General features: G+C 67.5%; 20 protein-coding genes. 13 read left to right on the top strand and 7 right to left on the bottom strand.

Features of this window, described 5'->3' with window-relative positions; genetic code table 11:
• Window positions 1-93: 93 nt before the first annotated feature.
• Complete coding sequence (locus ASF16_RS14530) at window positions 94-1,443, top strand: chloride channel protein (RefSeq protein WP_056168309.1); 1,350 nt, start codon at window positions 94-96, stop codon at window positions 1,441-1,443.
• 93 nt (window positions 1,444-1,536) lie between these two features.
• Here ASF16_RS14530 and ASF16_RS14525 read toward each other — a convergent pair whose 3' ends face one another.
• From ASF16_RS14525 to ASF16_RS14510, 4 genes are all read right to left on the bottom strand, one after another.
• Window positions 1,537-2,727: a cytochrome c gene (locus ASF16_RS14525; protein WP_056168305.1), complete on the bottom strand. Its 1,191-nt coding sequence runs from the start codon at window positions 2,725-2,727 to the stop codon at window positions 1,537-1,539.
• A 23-nt stretch (window positions 2,728-2,750) separates the two neighbouring features.
• Window positions 2,751-3,554 carry an ABC transporter ATP-binding protein gene (locus ASF16_RS14520; protein ID WP_056169263.1) on the bottom strand — a complete coding sequence of 268 codons (804 nt, stop codon included), beginning with the start codon at window positions 3,552-3,554 and terminating at the stop codon, window positions 2,751-2,753.
• A gap of 68 nt (window positions 3,555-3,622) precedes the next feature.
• Window positions 3,623-4,732, bottom strand: coding sequence for an ABC transporter permease (locus ASF16_RS14515; protein WP_082516929.1), 1,110 nt, complete (start codon window positions 4,730-4,732; stop codon window positions 3,623-3,625).
• 189 nt (window positions 4,733-4,921) lie between these two features.
• Complete coding sequence (locus tag ASF16_RS14510; protein WP_056168302.1) at window positions 4,922-5,950, bottom strand: ABC transporter substrate-binding protein; 1,029 nt, start codon at window positions 5,948-5,950, stop codon at window positions 4,922-4,924.
• Window positions 5,951-6,106: 156 nt separating this feature from the next.
• Between ASF16_RS14510 and ASF16_RS14505 the strand changes: the two genes are divergently transcribed.
• Complete coding sequence (locus tag ASF16_RS14505; RefSeq protein ID WP_200926904.1) at window positions 6,107-6,766, top strand: cysteine dioxygenase; 660 nt, start codon at window positions 6,107-6,109, stop codon at window positions 6,764-6,766.
• 37 nt (window positions 6,767-6,803) lie between these two features.
• A complete protein-coding gene (locus ASF16_RS14500) occupies window positions 6,804-8,408 on the top strand; it encodes a rhodanese homology domain-containing protein (protein ID WP_056168298.1) in 1,605 nt (534 codons plus the stop codon).
• 107 nt (window positions 8,409-8,515) lie between these two features.
• Here the strand turns inward: ASF16_RS14500 and ASF16_RS14495 are convergent, their stop codons facing one another.
• Window positions 8,516-9,445 carry an aldose 1-epimerase gene (locus ASF16_RS14495; RefSeq protein WP_056168295.1) on the bottom strand — a complete coding sequence of 310 codons (930 nt, stop codon included), beginning with the start codon at window positions 9,443-9,445 and terminating at the stop codon, window positions 8,516-8,518.
• 134 nt (window positions 9,446-9,579) lie between these two features.
• Window positions 9,580-10,512: an SMP-30/gluconolactonase/LRE family protein gene (locus tag ASF16_RS14490; RefSeq protein WP_056168293.1), complete on the bottom strand. Its 933-nt coding sequence runs from the start codon at window positions 10,510-10,512 to the stop codon at window positions 9,580-9,582.
• Window positions 10,513-10,651: 139 nt separating this feature from the next.
• Between ASF16_RS14490 and ASF16_RS14485 the strand changes: the two genes are divergently transcribed.
• The gene (locus tag ASF16_RS14485) at window positions 10,652-11,473 is read left to right on the top strand and encodes an SDR family NAD(P)-dependent oxidoreductase (RefSeq protein WP_235507378.1); all 822 of its coding nucleotides are present in this window, start codon (window positions 10,652-10,654) and stop codon (window positions 11,471-11,473) included.
• A gap of 1,220 nt (window positions 11,474-12,693) precedes the next feature.
• Here ASF16_RS14485 and ASF16_RS14480 read toward each other — a convergent pair.
• Window positions 12,694-13,656: a LysR family transcriptional regulator gene (locus ASF16_RS14480; protein WP_056168290.1), complete on the bottom strand. Its 963-nt coding sequence runs from the start codon at window positions 13,654-13,656 to the stop codon at window positions 12,694-12,696.
• Between the two features lie 144 nt (window positions 13,657-13,800).
• Here ASF16_RS14480 and ASF16_RS14475 point away from each other — a divergent pair, with 144 nt between their 5' ends.
• From ASF16_RS14475 to ASF16_RS14435, 9 genes are all read left to right on the top strand, one after another.
• Complete coding sequence (locus ASF16_RS14475) at window positions 13,801-15,252, top strand: aldehyde dehydrogenase family protein (RefSeq protein WP_056168287.1); 1,452 nt, start codon at window positions 13,801-13,803, stop codon at window positions 15,250-15,252.
• Between the two features lie 119 nt (window positions 15,253-15,371).
• A complete protein-coding gene (locus ASF16_RS14470; RefSeq protein ID WP_056169251.1) occupies window positions 15,372-16,337 on the top strand; it encodes an ABC transporter substrate-binding protein in 966 nt (321 codons plus the stop codon).
• Window positions 16,338-16,527: 190 nt separating this feature from the next.
• Window positions 16,528-17,598 (top strand): multiple monosaccharide ABC transporter substrate-binding protein, encoded by a 1,071-nt coding sequence (gene chvE, locus ASF16_RS14465; protein WP_056168285.1) that lies wholly within the window; start codon window positions 16,528-16,530, stop codon window positions 17,596-17,598.
• Between the two features lie 232 nt (window positions 17,599-17,830).
• The gene (mmsA, locus tag ASF16_RS14460) at window positions 17,831-19,489 is read left to right on the top strand and encodes a multiple monosaccharide ABC transporter ATP-binding protein (protein ID WP_056168283.1); all 1,659 of its coding nucleotides are present in this window, start codon (window positions 17,831-17,833) and stop codon (window positions 19,487-19,489) included.
• 5 nt (window positions 19,490-19,494) lie between these two features.
• On the top strand, window positions 19,495-20,724 hold the full coding sequence (gene mmsB / locus ASF16_RS14455) for a multiple monosaccharide ABC transporter permease (protein ID WP_056168281.1): 1,230 nt from the start codon (window positions 19,495-19,497) through the stop codon (window positions 20,722-20,724).
• Between the two features lie 4 nt (window positions 20,725-20,728).
• Window positions 20,729-22,267: a sugar ABC transporter ATP-binding protein gene (locus tag ASF16_RS14450; protein ID WP_056168279.1), complete on the top strand. Its 1,539-nt coding sequence runs from the start codon at window positions 20,729-20,731 to the stop codon at window positions 22,265-22,267.
• The gene (locus ASF16_RS14445; protein ID WP_056168276.1) at window positions 22,260-23,312 is read left to right on the top strand and encodes an ABC transporter permease; all 1,053 of its coding nucleotides are present in this window, start codon (window positions 22,260-22,262) and stop codon (window positions 23,310-23,312) included. The genes ASF16_RS14450 and ASF16_RS14445 overlap by 8 nt, the downstream gene beginning before the upstream one ends.
• Window positions 23,309-24,349 (top strand): galactofuranose ABC transporter, permease protein YjfF, encoded by a 1,041-nt coding sequence (gene yjfF / locus ASF16_RS14440; RefSeq protein ID WP_200926903.1) that lies wholly within the window; start codon window positions 23,309-23,311, stop codon window positions 24,347-24,349. The genes ASF16_RS14445 and yjfF overlap by 4 nt, the downstream gene beginning before the upstream one ends.
• 34 nt (window positions 24,350-24,383) lie before the next feature.
• Complete coding sequence (locus tag ASF16_RS14435) at window positions 24,384-26,117, top strand: IlvD/Edd family dehydratase (protein WP_056168273.1); 1,734 nt, start codon at window positions 24,384-24,386, stop codon at window positions 26,115-26,117.
• Window positions 26,118-26,208: the final 91 nt, after the last annotated feature.

Raw genomic sequence — 26,208 nt, 5'->3', positions numbered from 1 at the left:
GCCGCAGGTTGGCGCATGCATACTGCCTTTGGACCCTGCCCTGCCGACCCTGCCCGCCTTGCGCGGCATGGCAATTGCATGCTTTGAAAGGCGATGAACCAAGAGCCCAACTTCCTTGCGAATGTCCGTGAAGAACTGAAGAACGGCCGGCGCTGGCTGGACCGCACCATCGTGCTGGCCTGTGCGTGCGCGGCCGGGCTGTGCGTGGTGGCCTTCACGCTGATGGCCGATGCCGCGTTCGAGCTGTTCATGCACATCTACCACTGGCGCGGCGGCTGGGCTGTGCTGGTGTGGATGCCGGCCGTCACCGTCGCGGTCGTGTGGGCCACGCGGCGCTGGGCGCCGGGAGCGGCAGGCTCGGGCATCCCGCAGGTGATGACGGCCCTGGACCCTGCGCTCGACGCGAACCAGCGCGGGCGCTTTGTCTCGCTGTGGCTGTCGTTCGCCAAGATCGTGCTGGCCAGCGCCGGTTTTCTGGCGGGCCTGTCCATCGGGCGCGAGGGGCCGTCGGTGCAGGTGGCAGCGGGCGTGATGCACCATGCACTGCGGTGGTTCGACCCGCGCTCGGGCATCACGGCCCACGCGCTGCTGGTGGCGGGCGGGGCCGCGGGCATTGCGGCGGCGTTCAATGCGCCGCTGGCGGGCGTGGTGTTCGCCATCGAGGAGCTGTCGCGCAAGATGGAGTCGCGCAGCAGCGGCGTGATCATCACGGCCATCGTGCTGGCGGGGCTGATGGGCGTCTCGGTGTTCGGCAACCTGAGCTACTTCGGCCGCATCAAGGTCCCGCGCCTGGACTGGGACGCGCTGCTGCCCGGCCTGGCCGTCGCCCTCGCCTGCGGCGTGCTGGGCGGGCTGTTCGCCAAGCTGCTGGCCGCCTCGCTCACCGGCCGTACCGAGCGCATGTCCCGGCTGCGGGCGCGCTTTCCGCTGCGTTTTGCCGCGTGCGGCGCCCTGGTGGTGGCCGTCATCGGCCTGGTCACCGGTGGCGCCACCTTCGGCGCCGGGTCCGAAGCGGTCAAGCACATGCTGGCCGGCCAGGCCGACGTACCGGCCCTCTACGTCACCCTCAAGTTCATCGCCACGTGGCTGTCGGCCTGGTTGGGCGTGCCGGGCGGCATCTTCGCGCCGTCGCTGTCCATCGGCGCGGGCGTGGGGCACAACGTGTCGGTGCTGCTGGGCACGGACATCGGCCCTGCCCTCATCGCCATGGGCATGGCGGCTTTTCTCGCGGCCGTCACGCAGGCCCCGCTCACGGCGTTCATCATCGTCATGGAGATGGTGGACGGCCATGCCATGGTGCTCAGCCTCATGGCCGCCGCGATGCTGGCCAGCCTGGTCTCGCGCATGCTGGCGCGGCCTTTGTATGAAACGCTGGCGATGGCGATGCTTCACAACCTGGCACCACCGCCTGCAGTGGACCCGGCACCGCCTGCGCCCCGGTAACCTGGCCGAAGAACGCGCGTCCAGAAATCAGCCCGCAGCCCAGAGGCGCAGGCCGCGCCGACGCAGCAACTGCATCAGCTGCGCCACCACTGGTCAATGCGGAAAGCCGCCCCGCAACAACCGCACCGGCTCTGCATCCATGCGGCGAATGAGTGCCTGCAGCCCATCCGCTGCTGGCGCCGCAGCGCTGCCGCCACGGCTTGCCGGCGAAACGTCCACAGACGGTGCCGCCACGCTGGAGCGGCAGACTAGGTCGTCTTCCGACCACGCCGCCTGGCCGGGCGCACCCCGGGCGCGCAGCCAGCCCGCACGGTCGACGATGAGCTGGTAGCCCGGCAGTTCTGCGGTCGACACGCCCAGCACCAAGGCCAATGCCTGCTGGGCAGCAGCCTCCGCATCTGCGCCGCCCTGCGGCTGGCATTCGGCATCGGCACCCGCGGGCAGACCCGCCACCAGCGTGACCAGGCGCGGGTCATCGGCCACTGCCGGCGCACCCTGCGATGCGGCCACCACGCGCACGCGCTGGCCTGCCAAGTCACGGCTGTGGCGCACCCGCCCCTGGCGGCATGCCACGGCCATGGCTGGCAGGCGCACGGGGCGGTCCCAGGTGCCCGATTCGCGCAGCATCTGTCCGGCCGCATGGGCCTGCAGGTAGTCCAGCACCTCCCAGATCTGATCGTCGCGCAGCGCGTCGCCCACGCCGGGCATGGTCACCACGCCGGCGCGGTTGTGCATGCCTTCGCGCACACGCCAGAAGAGTTCTCCGTCCAGCCGCTTCCACAGCAGCGCGCCGTTCAGGTTGGGGGGCCACTGCGCCAGTTGCGCGGCGTCCGGGCCTTCGCCGCGCCCATCGGTGCCGTGGCAGCGCACGCAGTGCTGCTGGTACACGGCTTGCCCGCGCACGATGCCGGTGGCTTCGAAGCCAGTGGGCGACTGGTGCAGGCTGGTGGGCACGGCAGGCGCCAGCAGCAGGTGCGCTTGCGGCCACGGGGCCAGCACCAAGAGTGCGATGGCAGCGGCCCAAAGCGGCATGCGGGCGCGCCGCCACGGCAGCGACAGCCCCAGGGCCAACACCGCACCGGCTGCGCACAGCAGCGACAGCAGCACGCGCCGGGCGTGGCCGGCGTCCACCACCAGCATCTCCGCCGCGATGCGGTGGGCGAGTGGCCAGGCCGGCTGGCCATGTACATCGGGCGCCAGGCGCAGCAGGTGCAGCAGCGCGCGCAGGCCTTGCTGCGCAGCGTGCAGACCTTCGAGCAGGCCGTTCAACAGATCGGGAGACAAGGGGAAAAACCGGCGCTCCGTGGTTACCAGCTCGCGTCCAGCCCCAGCAGCGCCAGGGCCTCGTGCCTCAGTGCGGCCAGGCGCGGGTCGCCGCGGTGGCGCGGGTACGGCAGGTCGTTGACCAGCACCTGCTTCACACGGGCCGGCCGGTCAGAGAAGACCACCACGCGCTGCGCCATGAAGAGCGCCTCTTCCACATCGTGCGTGACCAGCAGGGCCGAGAACCCCGTGCGCTGCCACAGCTGCACCAGCTCGGTCTGCATCGTCAGCCGCGTGAGCGAGTCGAGCTTGCCCAGCGGCTCATCCAGCACCAGCAGGCTGGGGTCGTTGACCAGCGCACGCGCCAGCGCCACGCGCTGCGCCATGCCGCCCGACAGCTGGTGCGGGAAGGCCTTGGCAAAGTCCTGCAGGCCGACCAGGGCCAGGGCTTCGTCCACCCGGTGGCGCTGCGTCTTCAGAATGCCCCGCGCCTGCAGGCCCAGGGCCACGTTGTCCCACACCGTGCGCCACGGGAAGAGCGTGGGGTCCTGGAACACCACGATGCGCGACGGGTCGGGCTCGGTGATGGGCGCGCCGTCCTGCAGCAGCTCGCCGGTGGTGGCGGGCTCCAGACCCGCCACCAGGCGCAGCAGCGTGCTCTTGCCGCAGCCGCTGGGGCCCAGCAGCGCGACGAATTCGCCCGGCGCGATCGACAAGTCCAGCTCGTCGATGACATGCAGCGGGCCGGCGGGCACATCGAACCAGTGGCTCACATTGCGCACGTCGATGCGTGCGCCTTTACTTCCGGGCACGTCGATGCGTGCGCCTTTACCTTCGGGCGCGTCGATGCGTGCACCTTTACCTTCGGGCGCGTCGATGCGTGCACCCTCCGGCACGACAGGGGTTGCCACGGTACTCACCATTTCACCACCCCCTTTTGCCACGACAGCACGCGGTCGCGCAGCACGAACAGCAGCGTGATCACGCTGGAGAACAGCAGCGCCATCACGATGAGTGCCGCATACATGTTGGGGTAGGCCGCCCAGCCCTGCGCCCAGGTCAGGTACCAGCCCAGCCCCGCCTTCACGCCCAGCATCTCGGCCACCACCAGCGTGGAGAACGCGGCCCCGAGGCCCATGAACAGGCCCACGAACACCTGCGGCAGCGCTGCCGGAATGGCCACGCGCAGCACCAGGAACCAGGGCGATGCGCCCAGGGTGCGTGCCACGTCGTAGTAGTTCTTGTGCACCCCCGCCACGCCCGACCAGGTGAGGATGGCCACCGGAAAGGCCGTGCCCAGTGCGATCAGAAAGATGGCGGTAGACCAGCTGGACGGAAAGAAATAGAAGCTCACCGGCAACAGCGCAGTGGTGGGCACCGGGCCCAGGATGCGCAGCACCGGGTGGATCCAGTAGCTGGCCTGGCGCGACCAGCCGATCAGCACACCAGTGACGAAGCCCGCCACAGCGCCAATGGCGATGCCCAGCGCCAGCAGACGAACCGAGGCCACGGCGCTCTCCAGCAGCCGCGCCCAGTCGGTCACGTACACCTCGACCAGGCTTTGCGGCGGCGCGAAGAATGGCGGCGGCAGCGTGCCCAGCTTGGCGGTGAAGACCTCCCACACCGCCAGACCGACGGCAATGGCCACCAGCCAGGGGCCTGCAGGCCGCAGCCGCTGGCCCACCGCACCCAGCACGCGGGGCGCCAAAGCCACCACCGCCAGCGCCAACGCAATGACTGCCGCACCGGCTGCGAACTCTTCGGTAAACGCCCATTCGCTGAAGCCCGCCGGCTTGTTGGGCCAGACATAGGTCAGCACGGCCAGCGCCGCCCAGGCCACGGCGGCGGCCAGCCCTGTCCACCAGAAACGCTGGAAGGCATGGGCCGCCTTGAAGTCGGGCACGGCGGCAGGCCGGGCACTGATGGAGGCATGCGGTGATGCGCCGGGCGCAGGCAGGGGTGGTGGCGATGGCTTGGGGCTGATGCCCGGTGGTGCGCCCAGGATTTGGTCGGCAACAGTGCTCATGTCAGGTCCAGTGGTGTGGGTTCATCACGGTGAATGCTTCTTCGCTGCAGGGGTGCGATATGGGCGCGGCCCATGCCAGGGCAGCCAGGCAAAGGCCGCCCCGCAGCGAGGGCTGCGTTCCCCTGCCCGCAGTGCAACGCACTGCGAGAGCGGGCGATGGCGCGCAGCGACTCGGCGGGGTGCTCCCTGCTAAGCCAGCACGTCTGCGTGCACGTGCGCCGCAAAGCGCGCCGGGTCGGTCGAGGGCTTGAGCACGTTCACGAGCTTGAAGTCGCGCGCGTAGAACTCGATCTCCTGGCGCAGCGCCGTGCCCACCGGGTGGCTGCGGTGCGTGAGCGTGCCCAGCACCGCGCGCAGGTCTTCCTGCGGCACTTTGGAATACGGGCTGAAGATGCGCGCGGTCTCGTTGGGGTTGTCGGCCACGAAGTCCGAGGCCTCGATGATGGCCCGCGTGAGCGCCGCTGCCGTGCCCTTGTCGTTGCGCACCATGGCGCCGCTGACGCCCAGCACGCAGCAGGTCTTGGCGGCGTACTCGCCCGACAGGTTCGAGGCCAGGTCCACCAGGCCCTTGGTGCGGCGCTGGATGAGCAGCAGGTTGGGGTCCCCGTCGGCAATGGCCTGGGCCTCGCCTTTTTCCACGGCCAGGCCCAGCATGTCGCCGGGGAACTGGCGCCAGGTCACGTCTTTTTCGGGGTTGAGGCCGGCCTTGGTCAGCAGCACGGCAAAGAAGTTCTTGCCCGGGCTGTTGAGGTCCGACACGGCAATGGTCTTGCCCTTGAGCTTTTGCAGGCTGGTCACGCCCGCCGCCTCATAGCCCACCAGGCGTGAGCAGCCGCCGTGCGAGCTGCCCACCAGCTTCACATCGAAGCCCGACTCCAGCGGCTTGATCCAGCGGTGGATCATGCCCACGCCAGCATCGGCCTTGGACGTGGCGATGGTCTCCAGCAACTGGTCGGTGGAGCCCGCAAAGTTGATGAGCTCGACCTTGAGGCCGTGCTTTTCAAAAATGCCGCGCTCCACCGCCACGGGCGCCGCCGACAGGCAGATCGCGTTGGCGTTCCAGGCCAGCTTCACCTCGCGCAGCTTGCCAGCCGCCAGCACCTGGCTGCCCACCACGCCGGACGCTGCCATCACGCTGGCGCCACCGGCCACGCGCAGCAACTGCCGGCGCGACCACTGCGTGCCTGCTCCCCCCAGAATAGGGCCCTTGTCGTTCATGCTCTGCACCTCGTGTAATGAATAAGACCACGGTGACCCGCACCGCACTGCCCGCATTGAAGACGGCGCGGCCCGCGAAGAGAACGAAGAAAAACGGAGATGCATATGCAAAAGATTCCACACACCCCGATGCCCGGCGCTGGTGCAATAGAACCCATGAATGCCGTCGCCTCTACCGCCCTGCCGCTGCCCGCGTCCACCGCAACGCCCACAGCACCCGACACCGCCCGCCTGCGCCACTTCGTGCAGCAACTGGCCGCCCTGGTGGACAGCGCGCCGCCCGAGCCCGACCTGCTGGCACGCGGCAGCGCGCTGCTGGGCGCACTGGTGGCATACGACGACTGGCTGCCCGCTGCCTATGCGCAGCCCAGCCCCGAGCGCTACCAGCAGTACCTGCTGCATGCCGATGCGCTCGGCCGCTTCTCGGTGGTGAGCTTTGTGTGGGGCCCCGGCCAGGCCACGCCCATCCACGACCACACGGTGTGGGGCCTGATCGGCATGCTGCGCGGGTCCGAGGACTCGCAGGCGTTTGCCCGCACCGCCGATGGCCGCTGGGCACCCCAGGGCTCGCCGCACCGCTTGCACGCGGGCGATGTGGATGCCGTGTCCCCCACCATCGGCGATGTGCACCGGGTGAACAACGCGTGGGACGGCCAGACCTCCATCAGCATCCACGTGTATGGCGCCAACATCGGCGCCGTGCAGCGCAGCGTGTACCTGGAAGACGGCACGGCCAAGCCGTTCATCTCCGGCTACAGCAACGCCACGCTGCCCAATATCTGGGACCTGTCCCGCAACCCCGCCGCTGCCGCCTGACCTTCCAGCACAGATCCAGCCTTCCAAGACTTTGCCCATGACCGCTCCCGCCCTGCCCCAGACATCCGTCCTCCAGGTCCGCGAGGCCCTGCTCGCCCGCCGTGAAATCGCCCTGCTCGACGTGCGCGAGGAAGACCCCTTCGCCCAGGGCCACCCCCTGTTCGCCGCCAACCTGCCCGCCAGCAAGATCGAGCTGGAGGCGTTCGCGCGCATTCCGCGCCGCGACACCTTCATCGTGGTCTACGACGATGGCGAGGGCTTGGCCGAACCCGCGGCGCGCACGCTGCAGGCGCTGGGCTACACCGAGGTGAGCCTGCTCGCACGCGGCCTGCAGGGCTGGCGCGATGCGGGGGGCGAGCTGTTCATCGACGTGAATGTGCCCAGCAAGTCCTTCGGCGAACTGGTGGAGGCCGAGCGCCACACGCCGTCGCTGGCGGCAGAAGAAGTGCAGGCGCTCATCGACGCCCGGGCCGACGTGGTGGTGCTGGACGCCCGCCGCTACGACGAGTACCACACCATGAACATCCCCACCGGCGTGAGCGTGCCCGGCGCCGAGCTGGTGCTGCGCGCGCAGGCACTCGCGCCCAACCCGGCCACGCAGATCATCGTGAACTGCGCGGGCCGCACCCGCAGCATCATCGGCACGCAGTCGCTGGTGAACGCGGGCATCCCCAACCCCGTGGCCGCCTTGCGCAACGGCACCATCGGCTGGCTGCTGGCCGGGCAGACGCTGGAGCGCGGCGCCACGCGCCGCTTCGACCCCGCCGTGCATGCCGACCGCACCCGCGCCCCCGCACAGGCCCGCAACGTGGCCGACCGCGCCCGCGTGCAGCGCGCGCAGACCGCCGACCTGGCCCGCTTTGCCGCCGAGGCCCAGCGCACCACCTACCTGCTGGACGTGCGCACCCCCGAAGAGTTTGCGGCGGGCCACCTGCCGGGCTTTCGCAACGCACCGGGCGGCCAGCTGGTGCAGGAAACCGACCACACGGCCGCGGTACGCGGCGCGCGGCTGGTGCTGGTGGACGACGACGGCGTGCGCGCCAACATGAGCGCGTCGTGGCTGGCGCAGATGGGCTGGGAGGTGTGGGTGCTGGATGGTGCGCAGCCTGCCGACTTCACCGAAACCGGCGCCGTGGCCAACGCCGTGCCCGAGCCCGAAGGCCCCATCCGCTGGGCCACCCCAGCGCAGCTGGCCGCCTGGCTGAAAGACGAAAGCCCCGGCCACACCGCCGTGCTGGACCTGACCACCAGCGCCAACTACACGCTGCGCCACATCCCGGGCGCGTGGTTCGTGATCCGATCGCAACTGGCGCAGGCCGTGCAGTCCATTCCGAAGGCGCAGCGCTACGTGCTGACTTGCGGCAGCAGCCTGCTGGCCAAATTCGCGGCGAAGGACCTGGAGCGTTTGACGGGTGGTGCCGAGGTCTTGGTGCTGGAAGGCGGCACGCTGGCCTGGATCGCCCAGGGCCTGCCGCTGGAACACGGCGAGACGCGCCTGGCCTCGCCCCGCATCGACCGCTACCGCCGGCCGTACGAAGGCACGGAGAGCCCGCGCGAAGCCATGCAGGCGTATCTGGACTGGGAGTTCGGCCTGGTCGCGCAACTGGGGCGCGATGGCACCCATGGATTTCAGGTGCTGTGACGGTGACTGTGCCCGAGTACGTTCGCTACAAAATCAATAGCTGCTAGCGCTTTCTGGTCAAGCGGTAGCAGGCAATTTTGATCTGAACTTCGGGTTGCAGCCCCGCTTCAACCCGGCAGCGATTCGTAGCGCCACTGCACCTTCAACTCCAGCGACTCTCCCTGCGCCAGCGTGCGCAGCCCCGGCTGCCCGGGCTGGTGGAACGCGTCGATGGGCTGGGTGATGGGCTCGAAGCAGAACGCAGCGCCCTGCGGCGGGCGGTAGATCAGGCAGTAGTGTTCCGACGCGCCGCCGTCCCGTTCGAAGTCCGGCATGCGGGCCGTCAGTTGCAAACCGCGCTCGGGCCACTCGATGCGGGCCGTGCCGCCCCAGCCGGTGTAGGCGTTGTCGATCAGGCTGCCGTTCGCAGGGATGCCCTCGCTCAGGTTCCAGCTTTCAGGGAACTGCATGGTGTGCTGGGTCGGTATCGGGTCGCTGCCGCTGAGCCATACGGCCTCCACCGGGGCGGTGATGTGTGTGGACGGTGTGCGCGGGAACCACGGGTGCAGGCCCAGGCCATACGGCATCGGCTGGGTGCCCAGGTGCCGCACCCGCAGGCTCTGGTCCAGGCCCCCATCCACCAGGCGAAAGGTCTGCACGCAGTCGTAGTCGTACGGGTTGCCGTCGAAGCGCTCGGAGCGCAGCGCCATCTCCAGCGTGTCGCTGGCCGGTTGGCTGATGGCCCAGGGCTGCAGCCAGCCGTCGCCATGGATGGGGTACGGCTCGCCAGCGCGGTTGGGCTGCATGGCATGGAACTGTCCGCCGTGCGAGAACCCGCCGCCGCTGATGCGGTTGGACCAGGGCACCATCGCGAACGATGCCAGCTTGTACAGGTCAGGGGTCTGGCCGTCCCAGCGTCGCCACAGGTCGATGCGCTCGGGCGACCCGCGCGGGTCATCGACCTGCCAGGCCGCGACGCTGCCGCCCAGGGTGGGAACCAGCCCCAGGTGCTGGTTGGCGTGGTGGAGCCAGACGATGGGGTGCGTGGCTTCGGTCATGGGCAGGCTTTCTTGAAATGGAGACGTTGAAGGGTGCACAAGGCAAGGCAGGGGAACTGCGGCCCGCTTGCCATGCTGCGCGATGCGATGCGATGCGATGCGGTGGGGTGCAGGGCTGCGCGCCGCCGCCTCGGTCAACCGCCGAACAGGTGGGCGGGCAAGCCCGCGCTGTCCACGGACACGGCGAACAGCGCCCCGGCCAGCGGCTCGGCCGCCAGCTGCGCAGGCGTCAGGCCCCCGCGCGCCGAGGTGATGAACAGCGTGCGCAAGTCGGCCCCGCCGAAGGCGCAGTTGGTGACCTGGCTCACCGGCAAGGCCACGCGGCCCAGCTCGGCCCCCGTCACCGGGTCGTGGCAGGTCACGCACGAGCCGCCCCAGTGCGCAATCCACAGCCGCCCCTGCGCATCCGTGGTCATGCCGTCGGGCACGCCGTCCTCGGGCAGCCAGCGCATCCACAGCATCTTGTTCGTCAAGGTGCCCGTGGCGGGGTCCGTGTCGTAGCGGTAGGTGCAGCCTTGCACGGTGTCGTTGAAGTACATCGTCAGGCCCTGTCCCGTGCCCGACCAGGTGGGGCCATTCGTTACCGCAAAACCGTCGTCATGGCGGGTGCAGCGGCCATCGGGGTCGTAGCGGTACAGGGCGCCCGTGGGAGCCTCGCACGCAAAGTCCATGGAGCCCGCCCAGAAGCGCCCTTGCGCATCGCACTTGCCGTCGTTGAAGCGGTTTCCCGCGCGCTCCATTTCGGGCTGGTGCACGTAGCGGGGCTGTTCATCGGCGGCCGGGTCGAAGAGCGCGAAACCCCGGCGCAGCGTCACGATGAGGCCCGGCGCATGGGCCCGCTCCGCCAGGGCAGAGATTTCTTCGGCAAAGGTCCAGCGCCGGTATCCGTTGCTGGCCGGGTCCCAGCGGTGAAGGTGCCGCGCGAGGATGTCCACCCAGTACAGCGCCTGTTCGCGCACGGACCACATCAGGCCCTCGCCCAGTTCCGACTCCAGCGCCTGCACGCAGCGCACGGTGCCGATGGTGGGCACTGAGAAAGCCGCTGCCTGTGGCGCGGCGGTGGACATATTGAGCTGGTTCACGCGTTGTCTCCGGTGATTGTTTTTTGGCCATGTCTGCTGCAGGGCTCTTGACGGTCGGCATCTTATCAACGCAAACTGATGCCTGTAATTTATATTTTTATCATCCATCGATACCAATATTGATATGTCATCAAATTCGATCCCCACAGCCGCCGTCCCGGGGGCATCGGCCCTGCTGCCCGACGGCCTGTCGCTCTTCCCCAGCCTGCGCGGGCGCTCGGTGTTTGTCACCGGCGGCGGCAGCGGCATCGGCGCCGCCATCGTGGCCGCGTTCGCCCAGCAGGGCGCGCGCGTGGCCTTCGTCGACGTGGCCCGGCAGGCCAGCGAAGACCTGGCGCAACAACTGGCAGACGCCGGATTCGCCCGCCCCTGGTGGCGCGTGTGCGACGTGCGCGACATCGACGCCCTGCGCGCCGCCATCCAGGACGCCGCCACGGAGCTGGGCGACTTCCACACGCTGGTGAACAACGTGGCCAGCGACGACCGCCACACGCTCGAGTCGGTGACGCCCGCGTACTACGACGAGCGCATGGCCATCAACGAGCGGCCCGCGTTCTTTGCCATCCAGGTGGCAGTGCCGGGCATGCGCAGGCTGGGGGGTGGTTCGGTGATCAATCTGGGCTCTACCGGTTGGCAGGGCAAGGGCACGGGCTACCCTTGCTATGCGATTGCGAAGTCGTCGGTGAACGGCCTCACGCGCGGGCTGGCCAAGAGCTTGGGGCAGGACCGGATCCGCATCAATACCGTGTCGCCAGGGTGGGTGATGACGGAGCGGCAGATCAAGCTGTGGCTGGACGCGAAGGGCGAGGAGGAGATTGCGCGGAATCAGTGTTTGCCGGACAAGCTGCGGCCGCATGACATTGCGCGGATGGTGTTGTTTCTGGCGTCGGATGATGCGGCGATGTGTTCGGCGCAGGAGTTCAAGGTGGATGCTGGGTGGGTTTAGGGTTACCCCCGCCCGTTCGGGTTGAGCCTGTCGAAACCTGGGCGCAGCGACCCACGTCCGTTCGGGTTGAGCTTGTCGAAACCTGGGCGCATCGGCCCACAGCCGTTCGGGTTGAGCCTGTCGAAACCTGGGCGCATCGGTCCACAGCCGTTCGGGTTGAGCCTGTCGAAACCTGGGCGCTGCTCGCAGGCTCGCTGATGGGCAGCATGCCTTTGTTGAGGGCGGAGGCCGGGAGTCGCCCGGCGTGCGAGTAACTTTCTTTCGCGTCGCCGAAAGAAAGTCACCAAAGAAAGGGCGACCCTACAGCCTGCGTCCCTTCGCTTCGCTGCGGGCAACCTGCGGTGCTCGGTCGTGGGGTGCGCTGCGGAACTCACTGCGCGCTGCCGCGCTACGCTCAGACATCCGCAGCGAGTCAGTTCACGATGCGTGTGTCCTTCGGCACACGCTCACCCCACGCCCTGCGCTCCTCGGCGCATCCTGAAGGGCGGGGGGAGAGGACATCCACACGGGCCATCGCTGCGCTCGGCCTGGCGGTCGCGGCGCAAAGCGCCTGCGCGTTCGGGGCCGAGCAACGCGATGGCCCGTGTGGCTGTTCGGATGTTCGGCTGTCCACCCCCTGTGGCTGCGCATGCGGCGGGGCGGTTGAGGGGTGGCATGCGCGTCGGAGCGCGCATGCTTCGTGCTCTAGCTCGCCGTGGTTGTCTGAACGGAGCGCGCAGCGCGAAGTGAGTTCCACGGCGCACCCCGCAACCGCCCCGCCGCAGGTTTGCCCCGTAGCGCAGCGAAGGGGTCGCAGACTTGGGGTCGCCTTCTCTTTGGTGACTTTCTCTTGGCGACGCAAGAGAAAGTTACCGCGCCGCCGGGCGCGCACCCCGGCTCCCGCCCTCAGCACAGGCACACCTCTCAAACCAGCGAGCTAGCGAGCAGCGCCCAGGTNCAAGAGAAAGTTACCGCGCCGCCGGGCGCGCACCCCGGCTCCCGCCCTCAGCACAGGCACACCTCTCAAACCAGCGAGCTAGCGAGCAGCGCCCAGGTTTCCACAAGCTCAACCCGAAGGGATGGCGTTGCGGACGGGCAAGGTTTCGACAGGCTCAACCCGAACGGGCGTGGATCGATGCGCCCAGGTTTCGACAAACAAGCTCAACCCGACCGGACAGTGATGACGTACAAAAGCTTCGACAGGCTCAGCCCGAACGGCCGGTGAGCGCACACAACGCCTCTCACTCCCCCACCTCCAGCTTCCTCCCATACTGCACCAGACTCGTCTGCTTCAACGCCCTCATCATCACCTTCGCCGCCGGCGACAACAACCGATCCGTCCGCGTGATGATCCCGAACGCATCCATATGGCAAGGCATCGCCATCGGCAAGACCGCCACGATCCCATGCGACGCGTAGTAATGCGCCACATCCGCCCCCACCACCGCCACCATGTCGCTCTGCTGCAGCATCCGCGTCATGAACAACAGGGCCGCTGTCTCCACCACATTCACCGGCGGCGCCAGGCCATCCTGCTGGAACATCAGGTCGAACCGGTGCCGCAGCACACTCCCCGCGGGCGGCACGATCCAGCTGGCCGACAGCACATCGCGCAACGTCAGCCCGCTCATGCTCGACAACGGGTGCCCCGGCCGGGTAATGGCGCAGACCAGCTCCTCGGTCAGCGGCTCATAGCGCAGGTTGCTCTTGTCGTGCTCTTCATACAGGCGGCCCACCACGATGTCGAGCTTGCCCTGGTCCAGGCGCTCCAGCAGCACCGGGCTGGTTTCGATGTCCAGCGAAATGCGCAGGCTCGGGTGCTCCTGCTTGACCAGCGCCACCGCCGCCGGCAGCAAGCTCAGGCCCGGTGAGGTGATCGCGCCGATGCCCACCTGGCCGTAGTGGCCCCGCTTGAGCGCGCCGATCTCGTCGTGCGCCTGGTTCAGGTTGGCCAGCGCCATGCGCGCGTGGCGGATCATGGTCTCGCCGTACCAGGTGGGGCGCATGCCGCGGGGCAGGCGCTCGAACAGGGGCACCTCCAGCACATCCTCCAGGTCCTTGAGCAGCTTGGACGCTGCAGGCTGCGTCATGCTCAGCACCTGGGCCGCGCGGTGAATGTTGCCCTCCTCGGCCAGCGCCACCAGCAGCAGCAGCTGGCGCGTCTTGAGGCGGGCGCGGATGAACCAGTGGTTGTAGGTACTCATGGGGAGGGGCGCCGCGAGGCGTGGTGGCTGGGGTTTTCCAGAATGCGGTTATCGATATGTATTTTGACGAAAAAATGATTGGATTGATATCAAAATCATCCATAGACTTCGCCGCAACAGTCACAACGGCTTATTAAGACCCTCATGAAGTTCGGCGACATGCAGCAGAACCCCCGGCACCTGATCAACGGCCGCTGGGAAATCGGCACCACCACCGGCGTCAGCACCAACCCATCGGACACCCGCGAAGTGGTGGCCGAATACGCCCGTGCCGACCGCAACCAAACCGAACTGGCCGTACGCGCCGCCGCCGATGCCCTGCCCAGCTGGAGCCAGAGCAACCCGCAGCGCCGCGCCGACGTGCTGGACATGATCGGCAGCGAACTGCTGGCCCGCAAGGAGGCCCTGGGCACGCTGCTGGCCCGCGAAGAAGGCAAGACCCTGCCCGAGGCGATCGCCGAGGTCGCGCGCAGCGGGCAGATCTTCAAGTTCTTCGCTGGCGAGGCACTGCGAATCCAGGGTGAGCTGATGGCGTCCGTGCGCCAGGGCGTGCAGGTGGACGTCACCCGCGAACCCGTGGGCGTGGTGGGCATCATCGCGCCGTGGAATTTTCCGTTCGCCATTCCGGCCTGGAAGATCGCCCCGGCCCTGGCCTACGGCAACACGGTGGTCTTCAAGCCGGCCGAGCTGGTACCCGCCTGTGGCTGGGCGCTGGCCGAGATCATCAGCCGCAGCGGCCTGCCCGCCGGTGCCTTCAACCTCGTCATGGGCAGCGGCCGCGAGGTCGGCCAGACCCTGGTGGACCACCCGCTGGTCAACGCGCTGAGCTTCACCGGCTCGGTGGCCACCGGCGACCGCATCCTGCGCTCGGCCTCGGCACGGCGCGCCAAGGTGCAGCTGGAGATGGGCGGCAAGAACCCGCTGATCGTGCTGGCCGATGCCGACCTGGAGCAGGCCGTGGACTGCGCGCTGCAGGGCTCGTACTTCTCCACAGGCCAGCGCTGCACGGCGTCGAGCCGCCTCATCGTGGAAGCCCGCGTGCACGACGCCTTCGTGGCCCGCCTGCGCGAGAGGCTCACCGCCCTCAAGGTCGGCAATGCGCTGGAGCGCGGCATTGAAATGGGCCCGGTGGTGGACAGCACCCAGCTGGACCAGAACCTCAGCTACGTCGATATCGCCCGCACCGAAGGGGCCGAGCATGTGTGGGGCGGCGAGCGCATGGAGCGCGCCACGCCCGGCCACTACATGAGCCCCGCCCTCTTCCTGGCGCGGCCAGAGCACCGCATCGCCCGCGAGGAAATCTTTGGCCCCGTGGCCTGCGTGCTGCGCGCCGACGACTACGACCACGCGCTGTCGCTGGCCAATGACACGCCTTACGGCCTGTGCGCGGGCATCTGCACCACATCGCTCAAGCACGCCATGCACTTCAAGCGCCACGCGGCGGTGGGCATGACCATGGTCAACCTGCCCACGGCGGGCGTGGACTTTCACGTGGCCTTCGGCGGGCGCAAGGAGTCGAGCTACGGAGCGCGCGAGCAGGGCCGCTACGCCGCCGAGTTCTACACCACCGTCAAGACCGGCTACATGCTGGCCTGAACGAATCAAACAGAGTCAAAGAAGAGTCACCGAAGAGTCAAGAGAGCCGAGAAAAAGACGCACGATCGATCCCGCAACGCTGTCATCAACCAACCATTAAAGAAACCAGGAGACAAATGATGAAACTGAACCGCCGCACCCTTGCCATAGCCCTTGCAGCCACCCCCGTGGCCGCGCTGCTGCCTTCGGCCGCCTGGGCACAAAAGCCCATCGTCCTGGGCTTCAGCCAGGTCGGCGCCGAAAGCGAATGGCGCACCGCCAACACCGAATCCATCAAGTCGGCCGCCAAGGAGGCCGGCATCGAACTGAAGTTCTCGGACGCCCAGCAAAAGCAGGAGAACCAGATCAAGGCCATTCGCTCGTTCATCGCGCAGAAGGTGGACGTGATCGCGTTCTCGCCCGTGGTCGAGTCCGGCTGGGAGCCCGTGCTGCGCGAAGCCAAGGCCGCGAAGATCCCCGTGGTGCTGACCGACCGCTCCGTCAACGTCAAGGACACCTCGCTGTACGTGACGTTCATGGGCTCGGACTTCGTGGAAGAAGGCCGCAAGGCCGGCCGCTGGCTGGTCGAGAAGATGAAGGACCAAAAGGGCGACGTCAACATCGTCGAGCTGCAGGGCACCGTGGGCTCGGCTCCCGCCATCGACCGCAAGAAGGGCTTTGAGGAAGTCATCAAGGCCGACCCAAAGTTCAAGATCCTGCGCTCGCAGACCGGCGACTTCACCCGCGCCAAGGGCAAGGAAGTGATGGAAGCCTTCCTCAAGGCCGAGGGCAAGAAGATCAACGTGCTGTACGCGCACAACGACGACATGGCCATCGGCGCGATCCAGGCCATCGAAGAAGCCGGCATGAAGCCCGCCAAGGACATCACCATCATCTCCATCGACGCGGTCAAGGGCGCCTTCGAAGCCATGATCGCCGGCAAGCTCAACGTGAGCGTGGAGTGCAGCCCCCTGCTGGGCCCGCAGCTGATGAGCGCGGTCAAGGACATCAAGGCCGGCAAGACGGTGCAAAAGCGCATCGTGACGGAAGAAGGCATCTTCCCGATGGAGGTCGCGGCGAAAGAATTTCCTAACCGCAAGTATTGACTCCCCCTGAGCCGCCTGCGGCGTCATCCCCCCTGAGGGGGACGCCACCAGCGCCCGCAAGTGAAACGCAGCGTTCGCTGCGTGGCGGCCCTTGCGCGATGGCACTGGCCTTTGGCCGCGCCAGTTGCAAAGGCCATGACGCCACTGGCATCCCTTAAAGCAAAAGATTCACAACAGGAGACGACAACAAATGAAGCGTGCAATTTTCAAGGCCGCGCTGGCCACCGTGGCGCTCGCAGCCATCGGCGCCACGTCGGTGGCATCGGCCCAGGACAAGGGCAGCATCGGCATCTCGATGCCCACCAAGTCCTCGTCGCGCTGGATCGCCGACGGCGACAACATGGTCAAGGTGCTCAAGGAGCGCGGCTACAAGACCGACCTGCAGTACGCGGACGACGACATCCCCAACCAGCTGGCCCAGATCGAGAACATGATCACCAAGGGCGCCAAGGTGCTGGTGATCGCCTCCATCGACGGCACCACGCTCTCGCGCGTGCTGCAGAACGCGGCCGACAAGGGCGTGAAGGTCATCGCGTACGACCGCCTGATCAAGGGCTCGAAGAACGTGGACTACTACGCCACGTTCGACAACTTCCAGGTCGGCGTGCTGCAGGCCACGTCCATCGTGGACAAGCTGGGGCTGAAGCAAGGCAAGGGCCCGTTCAACATCGAACTCTTCGGCGGTTCGCCCGACGACAACAACGCCTTCTTCTTCTACGACGGCGCGATGAGCGTGCTGCAGCCGTACATCGACAGCGGCAAGCTGGTGGTGCGCAGCAAGCAGACGGGCATGAACAAGGTGGGCACGCTGCGCTGGGACGGCTCGGTCGCCCAGGCGCGCATGGACAACCTGCTGTCGGCCTACTACGGCAAGGACAAGGTGCATGCCGTGCTGTCGCCGTACGACGGCCTGTCCATCGGCATCCTGTCGTCCTTGAAGGGCGTGGGCTACTGCACGGCCCAGCAGCCCTGCCCCGTGGTCAGCGGCCAGGACGCCGAGGTGCCTTCGGTCAAGTCCATCCTGAAGGGCGAGCAGTACTCCACCGTGTTCAAGGACACGCGCGAGCTGGCCAAGGTGGCCGCCAACATGGTGGACGCCACGCTGTCGGGCAAGCAGCCCGAGATCAACGACACCAAGACCTACAACAACGGCGTGAAGGTGGTGCCCTCGTACCTGCTCAAACCCGTGTCGGTCGATGCGTCCAACTGGAACGCCATTCTGGTGGGTAGCGGGTACTACAAAGAATCGCAAGTCAAGTAAGACAGGCTTCACGGAGTTTGCGCAAACACCCCGTTCGGGCTGAGCCAGTCGAAGCCTCGCGCGGCGCTTTGACAAGCCTGTCCTGAGCCTGCCGAAGGGCTCAGCGTGAACGCTTCAGGTGATTGACAAGGACTCCATAGCAAACCGATCCGCCGTCTGCCATTGCCCTAGGGGCTGCGCAGACGGCCTGCAATCAGGCAAGGCAGCAGGCCCGCCCAAAGACTCCGAAACCATGCTTCTTGAAATGCGGAACATCCGCAAAACCTTCCCCGGTGTGGTGGCCCTGAACCAGGTGAACCTGCGCGTGAAGGCCGGAGAGATCCACGCCATCGTCGGCGAGAACGGCGCGGGCAAGTCCACGCTGATGAAGGTGCTGTCCGGCGTGTACCCGCACGGCAGCTACAGCGGCGAGATCGTCTACGACGGCGAGGAACGCCAGTTCGGCGGCATCCGCGACAGCGAACACCTGGGCGTGATCATCATCCACCAGGAGCTGGCGCTGGTGCCTTTGCTGTCCATCGCCGAAAACATCTTCCTGGGCAACGAGACCGCGCGCTACGGCGTCATCGACTGGATGGCCGCGCACAGCAAGACGCAGGCGCTGCTGCACAAGGTGGGCCTGCGCGAATCGCCCGAGACGCTGGTCACGCACCTGGGCGTGGGCAAGCAGCAGCTGGTGGAGATCGCCAAGGCGCTGTCGCGCCAGGTGCGCCTGTTGATCCTGGACGAGCCCACCGCCAGCCTGAACGAGAACGACAGCCAGGCCCTGCTGGACCTGCTGCTGGAACTCAAGGCCCAGGGCATCACCTGCATCCTGATCTCGCACAAGCTCAACGAAATCTCGCGCGTGGCCGACTCCATCACCGTGCTGCGCGACGGCAGCACGGTGGAGACGATGGACTGCCGCGCAGCGCCGGTCAGCGAAGACCGCGTGATCAAGGCCATGGTCGGCCGCGAGATGGCCGACCGCTACCCGCGGCGCGAGCCCCGCATCGGCGAGACCGTGTTCGAGGTGCGCGACTGGCACGCCTGGCACCCCCAGCGCCCCGACCGTGCCTTCATCAAGGGCGTCAACCTGCAGGTGCGCAAGGGCGAGATCGTGGGCATTGCCGGCCTGATGGGCGCGGGCCGCACCGAACTCGCCATGAGCATCTTTGGCAAATCATGGGGCCAGCGCATCAGCGGCCAGGTGCTGCTGCATGGCCGCCCTATCGATGTGAGCACCGTGGAAAAGGCCGTGGCCCATGGCCTGGCCTACGTGACCGAAGACCGCAAGGGCAACGGCCTGGTGCTGAGCGAGGACATCCAGTTCAACGTGTCGCTGGCCAACCTGGGCGGCGTGTCCACCGCCACCGTGATCGACGGCGGGCAGGAGCACCGCGTGGCGCAGGACTACCGCGAGAAGCTGCGCATCCGCTGCTCGGGCGTGGACCAGAAGACGCTCAACCTGTCGGGCGGCAACCAGCAGAAGGTGGTGCTGAGCAAATGGCTCTTCACCAACCCCGAGGTGCTCATCCTCGACGAGCCCACCCGCGGCATCGACGTGGGCGCCAAGTACGAGATCTACACCCTGATCGCCCAGCTGGCGGCCGAGGGCAAGTGCGTGATCGTGATCTCGTCGGAGATGCCCGAGCTGCTGGGCATCACCGACCGCCTGTACGTGATGAACGAGGGGCGCTTCGTGGCCGAGATGCCGACCGCCGAGGCATCGCAGGAAAAGATCATGCGCGTGATAGTGGCTGCCCCCCCTGAGTCGCTTCGCGCCATCCCCCCCGAGGGGGACGCCGCCCGTGCGGCGGGGCGGCCCTTGCACGGCGGCCCTGGCCTGGACCGTGCCAATTCCAGCGCCAGTACCTCCGCATCAGACAGCCACCCGCAGCGCAACGCATAACAACCATGAGCCAGATGACCAATCCCTCCCCCACGGCCTCGGCCGCGCCTGCACCGGGTGCGCCCGCGCGCCCCACCCGTTCGCTGCTGGACCACGCCAAGCACAACCTGCGCGAGTACGGCATGTTGATCACGCTGGTCGCCATCATGGGCTTCTTCCAGTACATGACGGACGGCACGCTGATGCAGCCGCTCAACCTCACCAACCTGGTGCTGCAAAACAGCTACATCGTCATCATGGCGCTGGGCATGCTGCTGGTGATCGTGGCGGGGCACATCGACCTGTCGGTGGGGTCCGTGTGCGGCTTCATCGGCGCGCTGGCTGCGGTGCTGATGGTGCAGTACCAGTGGCACTTCGTGCCCGCCACGCTGGCCTGCCTGGCCTGCGGCGGCCTCATCGGTGCGGTGCAGGGCTGGTTCGTGGCGTTCTCGCGCATTCCTTCGTTCATCGTCACGCTGGCGGGCATGCTGGTCTTCAAGGGCCTGGCGCTGGCGCTGCTGGCCGGGCAGTCGGTGGGCCCCTTTCCTGAAGCGTTCCAGATGCTGAGCTCGGGCTTCATGCCCGACCTGTTCAGCGTGGAGGGCCTCAAGCTCACATCGCTGCTGCTGGGCGTGGCCGTGGCGGCCGCGCTGGTGGTGGCCGGCCTGCGCGCCCGGGCCAACCGGCTGCGCCACGGCGTGCATGTGGAACCCACTGCATTCTTCCTGGCACGCACCGCGGTGTTTGCCGCGCTGCTCATCTACTTCAGCTACCTGCTGGCCTCATACAAGGGCCTGCCCAATGTGCTCATCGTGATGGCGCTGCTGATCGTGCTGTTCGACTTCATCACCAGGCGCACCACCATCGGCCGGCGCATCTACGCCATGGGCGGCAACGAAAAGGCGGCCAAGCTCTCGGGCATCAAGACCGAAAGGCTGTCGTTCTACGCCTTCGTCAACATGGGCGTGCTGGCGGCGCTGGCGGGCCTGGTGTTCGCCGCGCGGCTCAACACCGCCACGCCCAAGGCGGGCCTCGGCTTCGAGCTCGATGTGATCGCGGCCTGCTTCATCGGCGGTGCGTCTGCCTCAGGCGGTGTGGGCAAGGTGATGGGTGCGGTGATCGGCGCCTTCGTGATGGGCGTGATGAACAACGGCATGTCCATCCTGGGCATCGGCATCGACTACCAGCAGGTGATCAAGGGTGTGGTGCTGCTGGCTGCCGTGCTCGTTGACGTCTACAACAAGAACAAAGCCTGATCTCATGGACGCGGCCACCGTTCACACCCCTGCCCCCGTGCTCGAACTCACGGGCATCCACAAGCAGTTCGCGGGCATCCCCGTGCTGCGCGATGTGCAGTTGCGCCTGTACCCCGGCGAGATCCATGCGCTGATGGGGCAGAACGGTGCGGGCAAGTCCACGCTCATCAAGGTGTTGACGGGCGTGATCAAGCCCAGCGGCGGGCAGATGCGGCTGGGGGATGATGCGGTGTGGCCCGACTCGCCGCTGGCCGCGCAGCGCCTGGGCATCAGCACCGTGTACCAGGAGGTCAACCTCTGCCCCAACCTCTCGGTGGCCGAGAACATCTTTGCGGGCCGCTACCCGCGCTGCGGCATCGCGCAGGGCTTTCGCATCGACTGGGCGCAGATGCACCAGCGCTCGCGCGAGCTGGTGGCGCGCATCGGGCTGAACATCGACGTGACGCGCCTGCTGTCGGACTACCCCGTGGCCGTGCAGCAGCTGGTGGCCATTGCCCGCGCGCTGAGCATCGAAGCGCGCGTGCTCATCCTGGACGAGCCCACCTCCAGCCTGGACGACGACGAGGTGCAAAAGCTCTTCGAGGTGCTGCGCCAGCTGCGCGGCGAGGGCCTGTCCATCGTTTTCGTGACGCACTTCCTGAACCAGGTGTATGCCGTGTCCGACCGCATCACCGTGCTGCGCAACGGCACCTGGGTGGGCGAATGGGCCGTCAACGACCTGGGCCCCCAGGCGCTGATCGCCGCCATGCTGGGCCGCGACCTGGCTGCGCAGGCCGCGCAAACATCGCCGCCCCCCGTGGCGAACGCTTCGGACACCGCACTGCTGCAGACCGAAGGCCTGGGGCAGACCGGCCAGCTGCAGCCGTTGGACCTGCAGATCCGCGCGGGCGAAGTGGTGGGCCTGGCGGGCCTGCTGGGCGCGGGCCGCACCGAGCTGGCGCGCCTGCTGTTCGGGCTGGAGCAGCCCGACCGCGGCATGCTGCGCATCGACGGCAAGGCGGTGGGCTTTTCCAACCCCATGGATGCCATCCGCCAGGGCCTCGCCCTGTGCCCCGAAGAGCGCAAGACCGACGGCATCGTGGCCGAGCTGTCGGTGCGCGAGAACATCGCCCTGGCGCTGCAGGCGCGCATGGGCGTGGGCAAGTTCCTGTCGCGCGCCGAGCAGACGGCCATTGCCGACCGCTATGTGCAGCTGCTGGGCATCAAGACCGCGAGCGTGGACACCCCCATCGGCCTGCTGTCGGGCGGCAACCAGCAAAAGGCCATCCTCGCGCGCTGGATGGCCATTGAGCCGCGCCTGTTGATCCTGGACGAGCCCACCCGCGGCATCGACGTGGCGGCCAAGCAGGAAATCATGGACCAGATCCTGCGCCTGGCGCAGGCCGGCATGGCCGTGCTGTTCATCTCGTCCGAGATGAGCGAGGTGGTGCGCGTGGCCCACCGCATCGTGGTGCTGCGCGACCGCCGCAAGGTCGGCGAGTTGCCCGCTGGCAGCACCGAAGACGCCGTCTACGAACTGATCGCCGCTGAACAACATGCTTGAAGAACGCAACACCCCCTCTCTTGTCAGCAGGCTGATGCGCCACCGCCTGGCCTGGCCCATCATCACGCTGCTGCTGTTGCTGGCCGTCAACACGGCCTTCAACGCCAGCTTCTTGCGCATCGAGTGGCGCGACGGGCATCTGTACGGCAGCCTGATCGACATCCTCAACCGCGCGGCGCCGCTGGTGCTGGTGTCGCTGGGCATGACGATGGTCATCGCCACGCGCGGCATCGACATCTCGGTGGGTGCGGTGGTGGCCATTGCCGCCGCCGTGGCGGCCTGGATGATCGGTGGTTCGGTGTCGGGCACCGAAAGCCGGTTTCCGCTGCCCGTGGCCATCCTGGGCGCCATTGCGGTGGCCCTGCTCTGCGGGCTGTGGAACGGCGTGCTGGTGGCACGCGTGGGCATGCAGCCCATCATCGCCACGCTGATCCTCATGGTGGCGGGCCGGGGCATCGCCCAGCTGATCACCGACGGGCAGATCATCACCATCTACTACACGCCCTACTTCTTCATCGGCGGCGGGCACCTGGCCGGGCTGCCGTTCTCGCTGTTCATCGTGGCGGCCGTGTTTGCCGTGCTGTACCTGGCCGTCACGCGCACGGCGCTGGGCCTGTTCGTGCAGGCGGTGGGCATCAACCCCACGGCGGCGCGCGTGGCGGGCGTGCAGGCTGGCCGCCTGACCGTGGCCGCCTACGTCTTCTGCGGCGTGTGCGCGGGCATCGCGGGCCTGTTGATCAGCTCCAACGTGAAGAGCGCGGACGGCAACAACGCAGGCCAGCTGCTGGAGCTCGATGCCATCCTGGCCGTGACGCTGGGCGGCACGGCGTTGACCGGCGGGCGCTTCAGCCTGGTGGGCAGCGTGATCGGCGCGCTCATCATCCAGACGCTGACCTATGCCATCTACTCGCTGGGCGTGCCGCCCGAGGTCAACCTGGTGGTCAAGGCCGTGGTGGTGTTCATCGTGATGCTGCTGCAGTCGCCCGAGTTTCGCGCGCAGGTCGGCGCCATCGCGCGCCGTCCGGGCGCAGGGGCCCTGTCATGAGCGCCGTTCCGAAGACCGCAGGCTTGAGCACCGTGGCCTCCTCATCCGCGCCCCAGGCCGCCGGCACACGCTCGCGGCTCAACCCCAAGTACCTGCCGCTGGCCGCCACCATCTCGCTGTTCATGGCCATGGCGACGCTGGGCTCGGTGATGTACACCGGGTTCTTCTCGGCCCAGGTGTTCCTCAACCTGCTGATCGACAACGCTTTTCTCATCATCGTGGCGGTGGGCATGACGTTCGTCATCCTGTCGGGCGGCATCGACCTGTCGGTGGGCTCGGTCGTGGCGCTGACCACCATGGTGCTGGCCGCGCTGGTGGAGCACAAGGGCTGGAGCCCGCTGGTGGCCGTGCCGGTGGTGCTGCTGATGGGCACGCTGTTCGGCGCTTTCATGGGCTTTCTCATCGAGCGGTTTCGGCTGCAGCCGTTCATCGTGACGCTGGCGGGCATGTTCCTGGCGCGCGGGCTGTGCTACCTCATCAGCATCGACTCGATCAGCATCACGCACGAGGCGTATTCCGAGATCTCGCAGTGGCGTCTGCCGCTGTGGGAGGGTGCCTCGCTGTCGCTGGGTGCGCTGATCGCCATGGCGGTGCTGCTGGCGGCGCTGTTCGTCGCGCACTGCACGCCGTTCGGCCGCGCGGTGTATGCCGTGGGCGGCAGCGAGAACTCCGCCGTGCTGATGGGCCTGCCCGTGCGCGCCACGCTGATCGGGGTGTACACGCTCTCGGGCTTTTGCTCGGCGCTGGCGGGCGTCGTGTTCACGTTCTACATGCTCTCGGGCTACGGCCTGCATGCCGTCGGCATGGAGCTCGACGCTATCGCCGCCGTGGTGATCGGCGGCACGCTGCTCACCGGCGGCGTCGGCTACGTGGTGGGCACGCTGTTCGGCGTGCTGATGCTCGGAATCATCCAGACCCTGATCTCGTTCGACGGCACGCTCAGCTCGTGGTGGACGCGCATCGTCGTCGGCGTTCTGCTGTTCGTCTTCTGCCTGTTGCAGCGCCTGCTCACACGCCGCTCCGGCAAGCGGTCCTGACCTTTACCCATCTTCTCCCTGATCCGCATCCACAATGACCAACACCCCGCGCAAACTCCGCTCCGCCGAATGGTTCGGCACAGCCGACAAGAACGGCTTCATGTACCGCAGCTGGATGAAGAACCAGGGCATTCCGGACCATGAGTTCGACGGCCGCCCGATCATCGGCATCTGCAACACCTGGTCCGAGCTCACGCCCTGCAACGCGCACTTTCGCAAGATCGCCGAGCACGTCAAGCGCGGCATCTACGAGGCGGGTGGCTTTCCGGTCGAGTTCCCGGTGTTCTCCAACGGCGAATCCAACCTGCGTCCCACGGCCATGCTCACGCGCAACCTGGCCAGCATGGACGTGGAGGAAGCCATTCGCGGCAACCCCATCGACGCGGTGGTGCTGCTGGTGGGCTGCGACAAGACCACGCCCGCGCTGCTGATGGGCGCGGCCAGCTGCGACGTGCCGGCCATCGTGGTCACGGGCGGGCCCATGCTCAACGGCAAGCTCGACGGCAAGGACATCGGCTCGGGCACGGCCGTGTGGCGCCTGCACGAGTCGCTGAAGGCCGGCGAGATCAACGAGCACCAGTTCTTCGCGGCCGAGGCGGGCATGTCCCGCTCCGCCGGCACCTGCAACACCATGGGCACGGCCAGCACCATGGCGTGCATGGCCGAGTCGCTGGGCACATCGCTGCCGCACAACGCGGCCATACCCGCGGTGGACTCGCGCCGCTACGTGCTGGCCCACATGTCGGGCCGCCGCATCGTGGAGATGGCGCACGAAGGGCTCACGCTCTCCAAGATCCTGACGCGCGAAGCCTTCGAGAACGCGATCCGCACCAACGCGGCCATTGGCGGCTCGACCAACGCGGTCATCCACCTCAAGGCCATCGCGGGCCGCATCGGCGTGCAGCTGGACCTGGAGGACTGGACGCGCATCGGCCGCGGCACGCCCACGCTGGTGGACCTGCAGCCTTCGGGCCGCTTTTTGATGGAAGAGTTCTACTACGCCGGCGGCCTGCCCGCCGTGCTTCGCCGCCTGGGCGAGAACAACCTGCTGCCCCACCCCGACGCGCTGACCGTGAACGGCAAGACGCTGTGGGACAACGTGCGCGAGGCGCCCCAGTACAACGATGAGGTGATCCGCACGATCGACAACCCGCTGATCGCCGACGGCGGCATCTGCATCCTGCGCGGCAACCTGTCGCCACGTGGCGCGGTGCTGAAACCCTCTGCCGCATCGCCCGAGCTGCTCAAGCACCGGGGCCGCGCCGTGGTGTTCGAGAACCTCGAACATTACAAGGAGCGCATCGTCGATGAGGACCTGGACATCGACGCCAGCTGCGTGATGGTGATGAAGAACTGCGGCCCCAAGGGCTACCCCGGCATGGCCGAGGTGGGCAACATGGGCCTGCCCCCGAAGCTGCTGCGCCAGGGCGTCAAGGACATGGTGCGCATCTCCGACGCGCGCATGAGCGGCACCGCCTACGGCACCGTGGTGCTGCATGTGGCGCCCGAGGCCGCCGCGGGTGGCCCGCTGGCCGCCGTGCGCGATGGCGACTTCATCGAGCTGGACTGCGAGCAGGGCCGCCTGCACCTCGACATCAGCGACGAGGAACTGGCCGCGCGCCTGGCCGCATTGGCCAGCACCGACATGGGCGGGCGCGGTGGCTACCAGCGCCTGTATGTGGACCACGTGCTGCAGGCCGACGACGGCTGCGACTTCGACTTCCTCGTCGGCTGCCGCGGCGCCGCCGTCCCTCGCCACTCTCACTGATACCGGTGGCCCATCCGCTACAGGAAGCGCTACATATTTCATAGCTTTTAGCGCTTTCCAGACAAGCGCCAGAGCCGCATTTCATTCAAAT

The sequence above is a fragment of the Acidovorax sp. Leaf78 genome (genome assembly GCF_001422735.1).
Classification (GTDB): domain Bacteria; phylum Pseudomonadota; class Gammaproteobacteria; order Burkholderiales; family Burkholderiaceae_C; genus Acidovorax.
This window is presented reverse-complemented; position numbering and strand designations above follow the sequence as displayed.

What these genes read in the sequence shown, in the direction of transcription:
- ASF16_RS14530 (WP_056168309.1), top strand. Translation starts at nt 94, where the DNA reads ATGAACCAAGAGCCCAACTTCCTTGCGAATGTCCGTGAAGAACTGAAG.
- ASF16_RS14515 (WP_082516929.1), bottom strand. Translation starts at nt 4,732, where the DNA reads ATGAGCACTGTTGCCGACCAAATCCTGGGCGCACCACCGGGCATCAGC.
- ASF16_RS14510 (WP_056168302.1), bottom strand. Translation starts at nt 5,950, where the DNA reads ATGAACGACAAGGGCCCTATTCTGGGGGGAGCAGGCACGCAGTGGTCG.
- ASF16_RS14505 (WP_200926904.1), top strand. Translation starts at nt 6,107, where the DNA reads ATGAATGCCGTCGCCTCTACCGCCCTGCCGCTGCCCGCGTCCACCGCA.
- ASF16_RS14500 (WP_056168298.1), top strand. Translation starts at nt 6,804, where the DNA reads ATGACCGCTCCCGCCCTGCCCCAGACATCCGTCCTCCAGGTCCGCGAG.
- ASF16_RS14495 (WP_056168295.1), bottom strand. Translation starts at nt 9,445, where the DNA reads ATGACCGAAGCCACGCACCCCATCGTCTGGCTCCACCACGCCAACCAG.
- ASF16_RS14490 (WP_056168293.1), bottom strand. Translation starts at nt 10,512, where the DNA reads ATGTCCACCGCCGCGCCACAGGCAGCGGCTTTCTCAGTGCCCACCATC.
- ASF16_RS14485 (WP_235507378.1), top strand. Translation starts at nt 10,652, where the DNA reads ATGTCATCAAATTCGATCCCCACAGCCGCCGTCCCGGGGGCATCGGCC.
- ASF16_RS14480 (WP_056168290.1), bottom strand. Translation starts at nt 13,656, where the DNA reads ATGAGTACCTACAACCACTGGTTCATCCGCGCCCGCCTCAAGACGCGC.
- ASF16_RS14475 (WP_056168287.1), top strand. Translation starts at nt 13,801, where the DNA reads ATGAAGTTCGGCGACATGCAGCAGAACCCCCGGCACCTGATCAACGGC.
- ASF16_RS14470 (WP_056169251.1), top strand. Translation starts at nt 15,372, where the DNA reads ATGAAACTGAACCGCCGCACCCTTGCCATAGCCCTTGCAGCCACCCCC.
- chvE (WP_056168285.1), top strand. Translation starts at nt 16,528, where the DNA reads ATGAAGCGTGCAATTTTCAAGGCCGCGCTGGCCACCGTGGCGCTCGCA.
- mmsA (WP_056168283.1), top strand. Translation starts at nt 17,831, where the DNA reads ATGCTTCTTGAAATGCGGAACATCCGCAAAACCTTCCCCGGTGTGGTG.
- mmsB (WP_056168281.1), top strand. Translation starts at nt 19,495, where the DNA reads ATGAGCCAGATGACCAATCCCTCCCCCACGGCCTCGGCCGCGCCTGCA.
- ASF16_RS14450 (WP_056168279.1), top strand. Translation starts at nt 20,729, where the DNA reads ATGGACGCGGCCACCGTTCACACCCCTGCCCCCGTGCTCGAACTCACG.
- ASF16_RS14445 (WP_056168276.1), top strand. Translation starts at nt 22,260, where the DNA reads ATGCTTGAAGAACGCAACACCCCCTCTCTTGTCAGCAGGCTGATGCGC.
- yjfF (WP_200926903.1), top strand. Translation starts at nt 23,309, where the DNA reads ATGAGCGCCGTTCCGAAGACCGCAGGCTTGAGCACCGTGGCCTCCTCA.
- ASF16_RS14435 (WP_056168273.1), top strand. Translation starts at nt 24,384, where the DNA reads ATGACCAACACCCCGCGCAAACTCCGCTCCGCCGAATGGTTCGGCACA.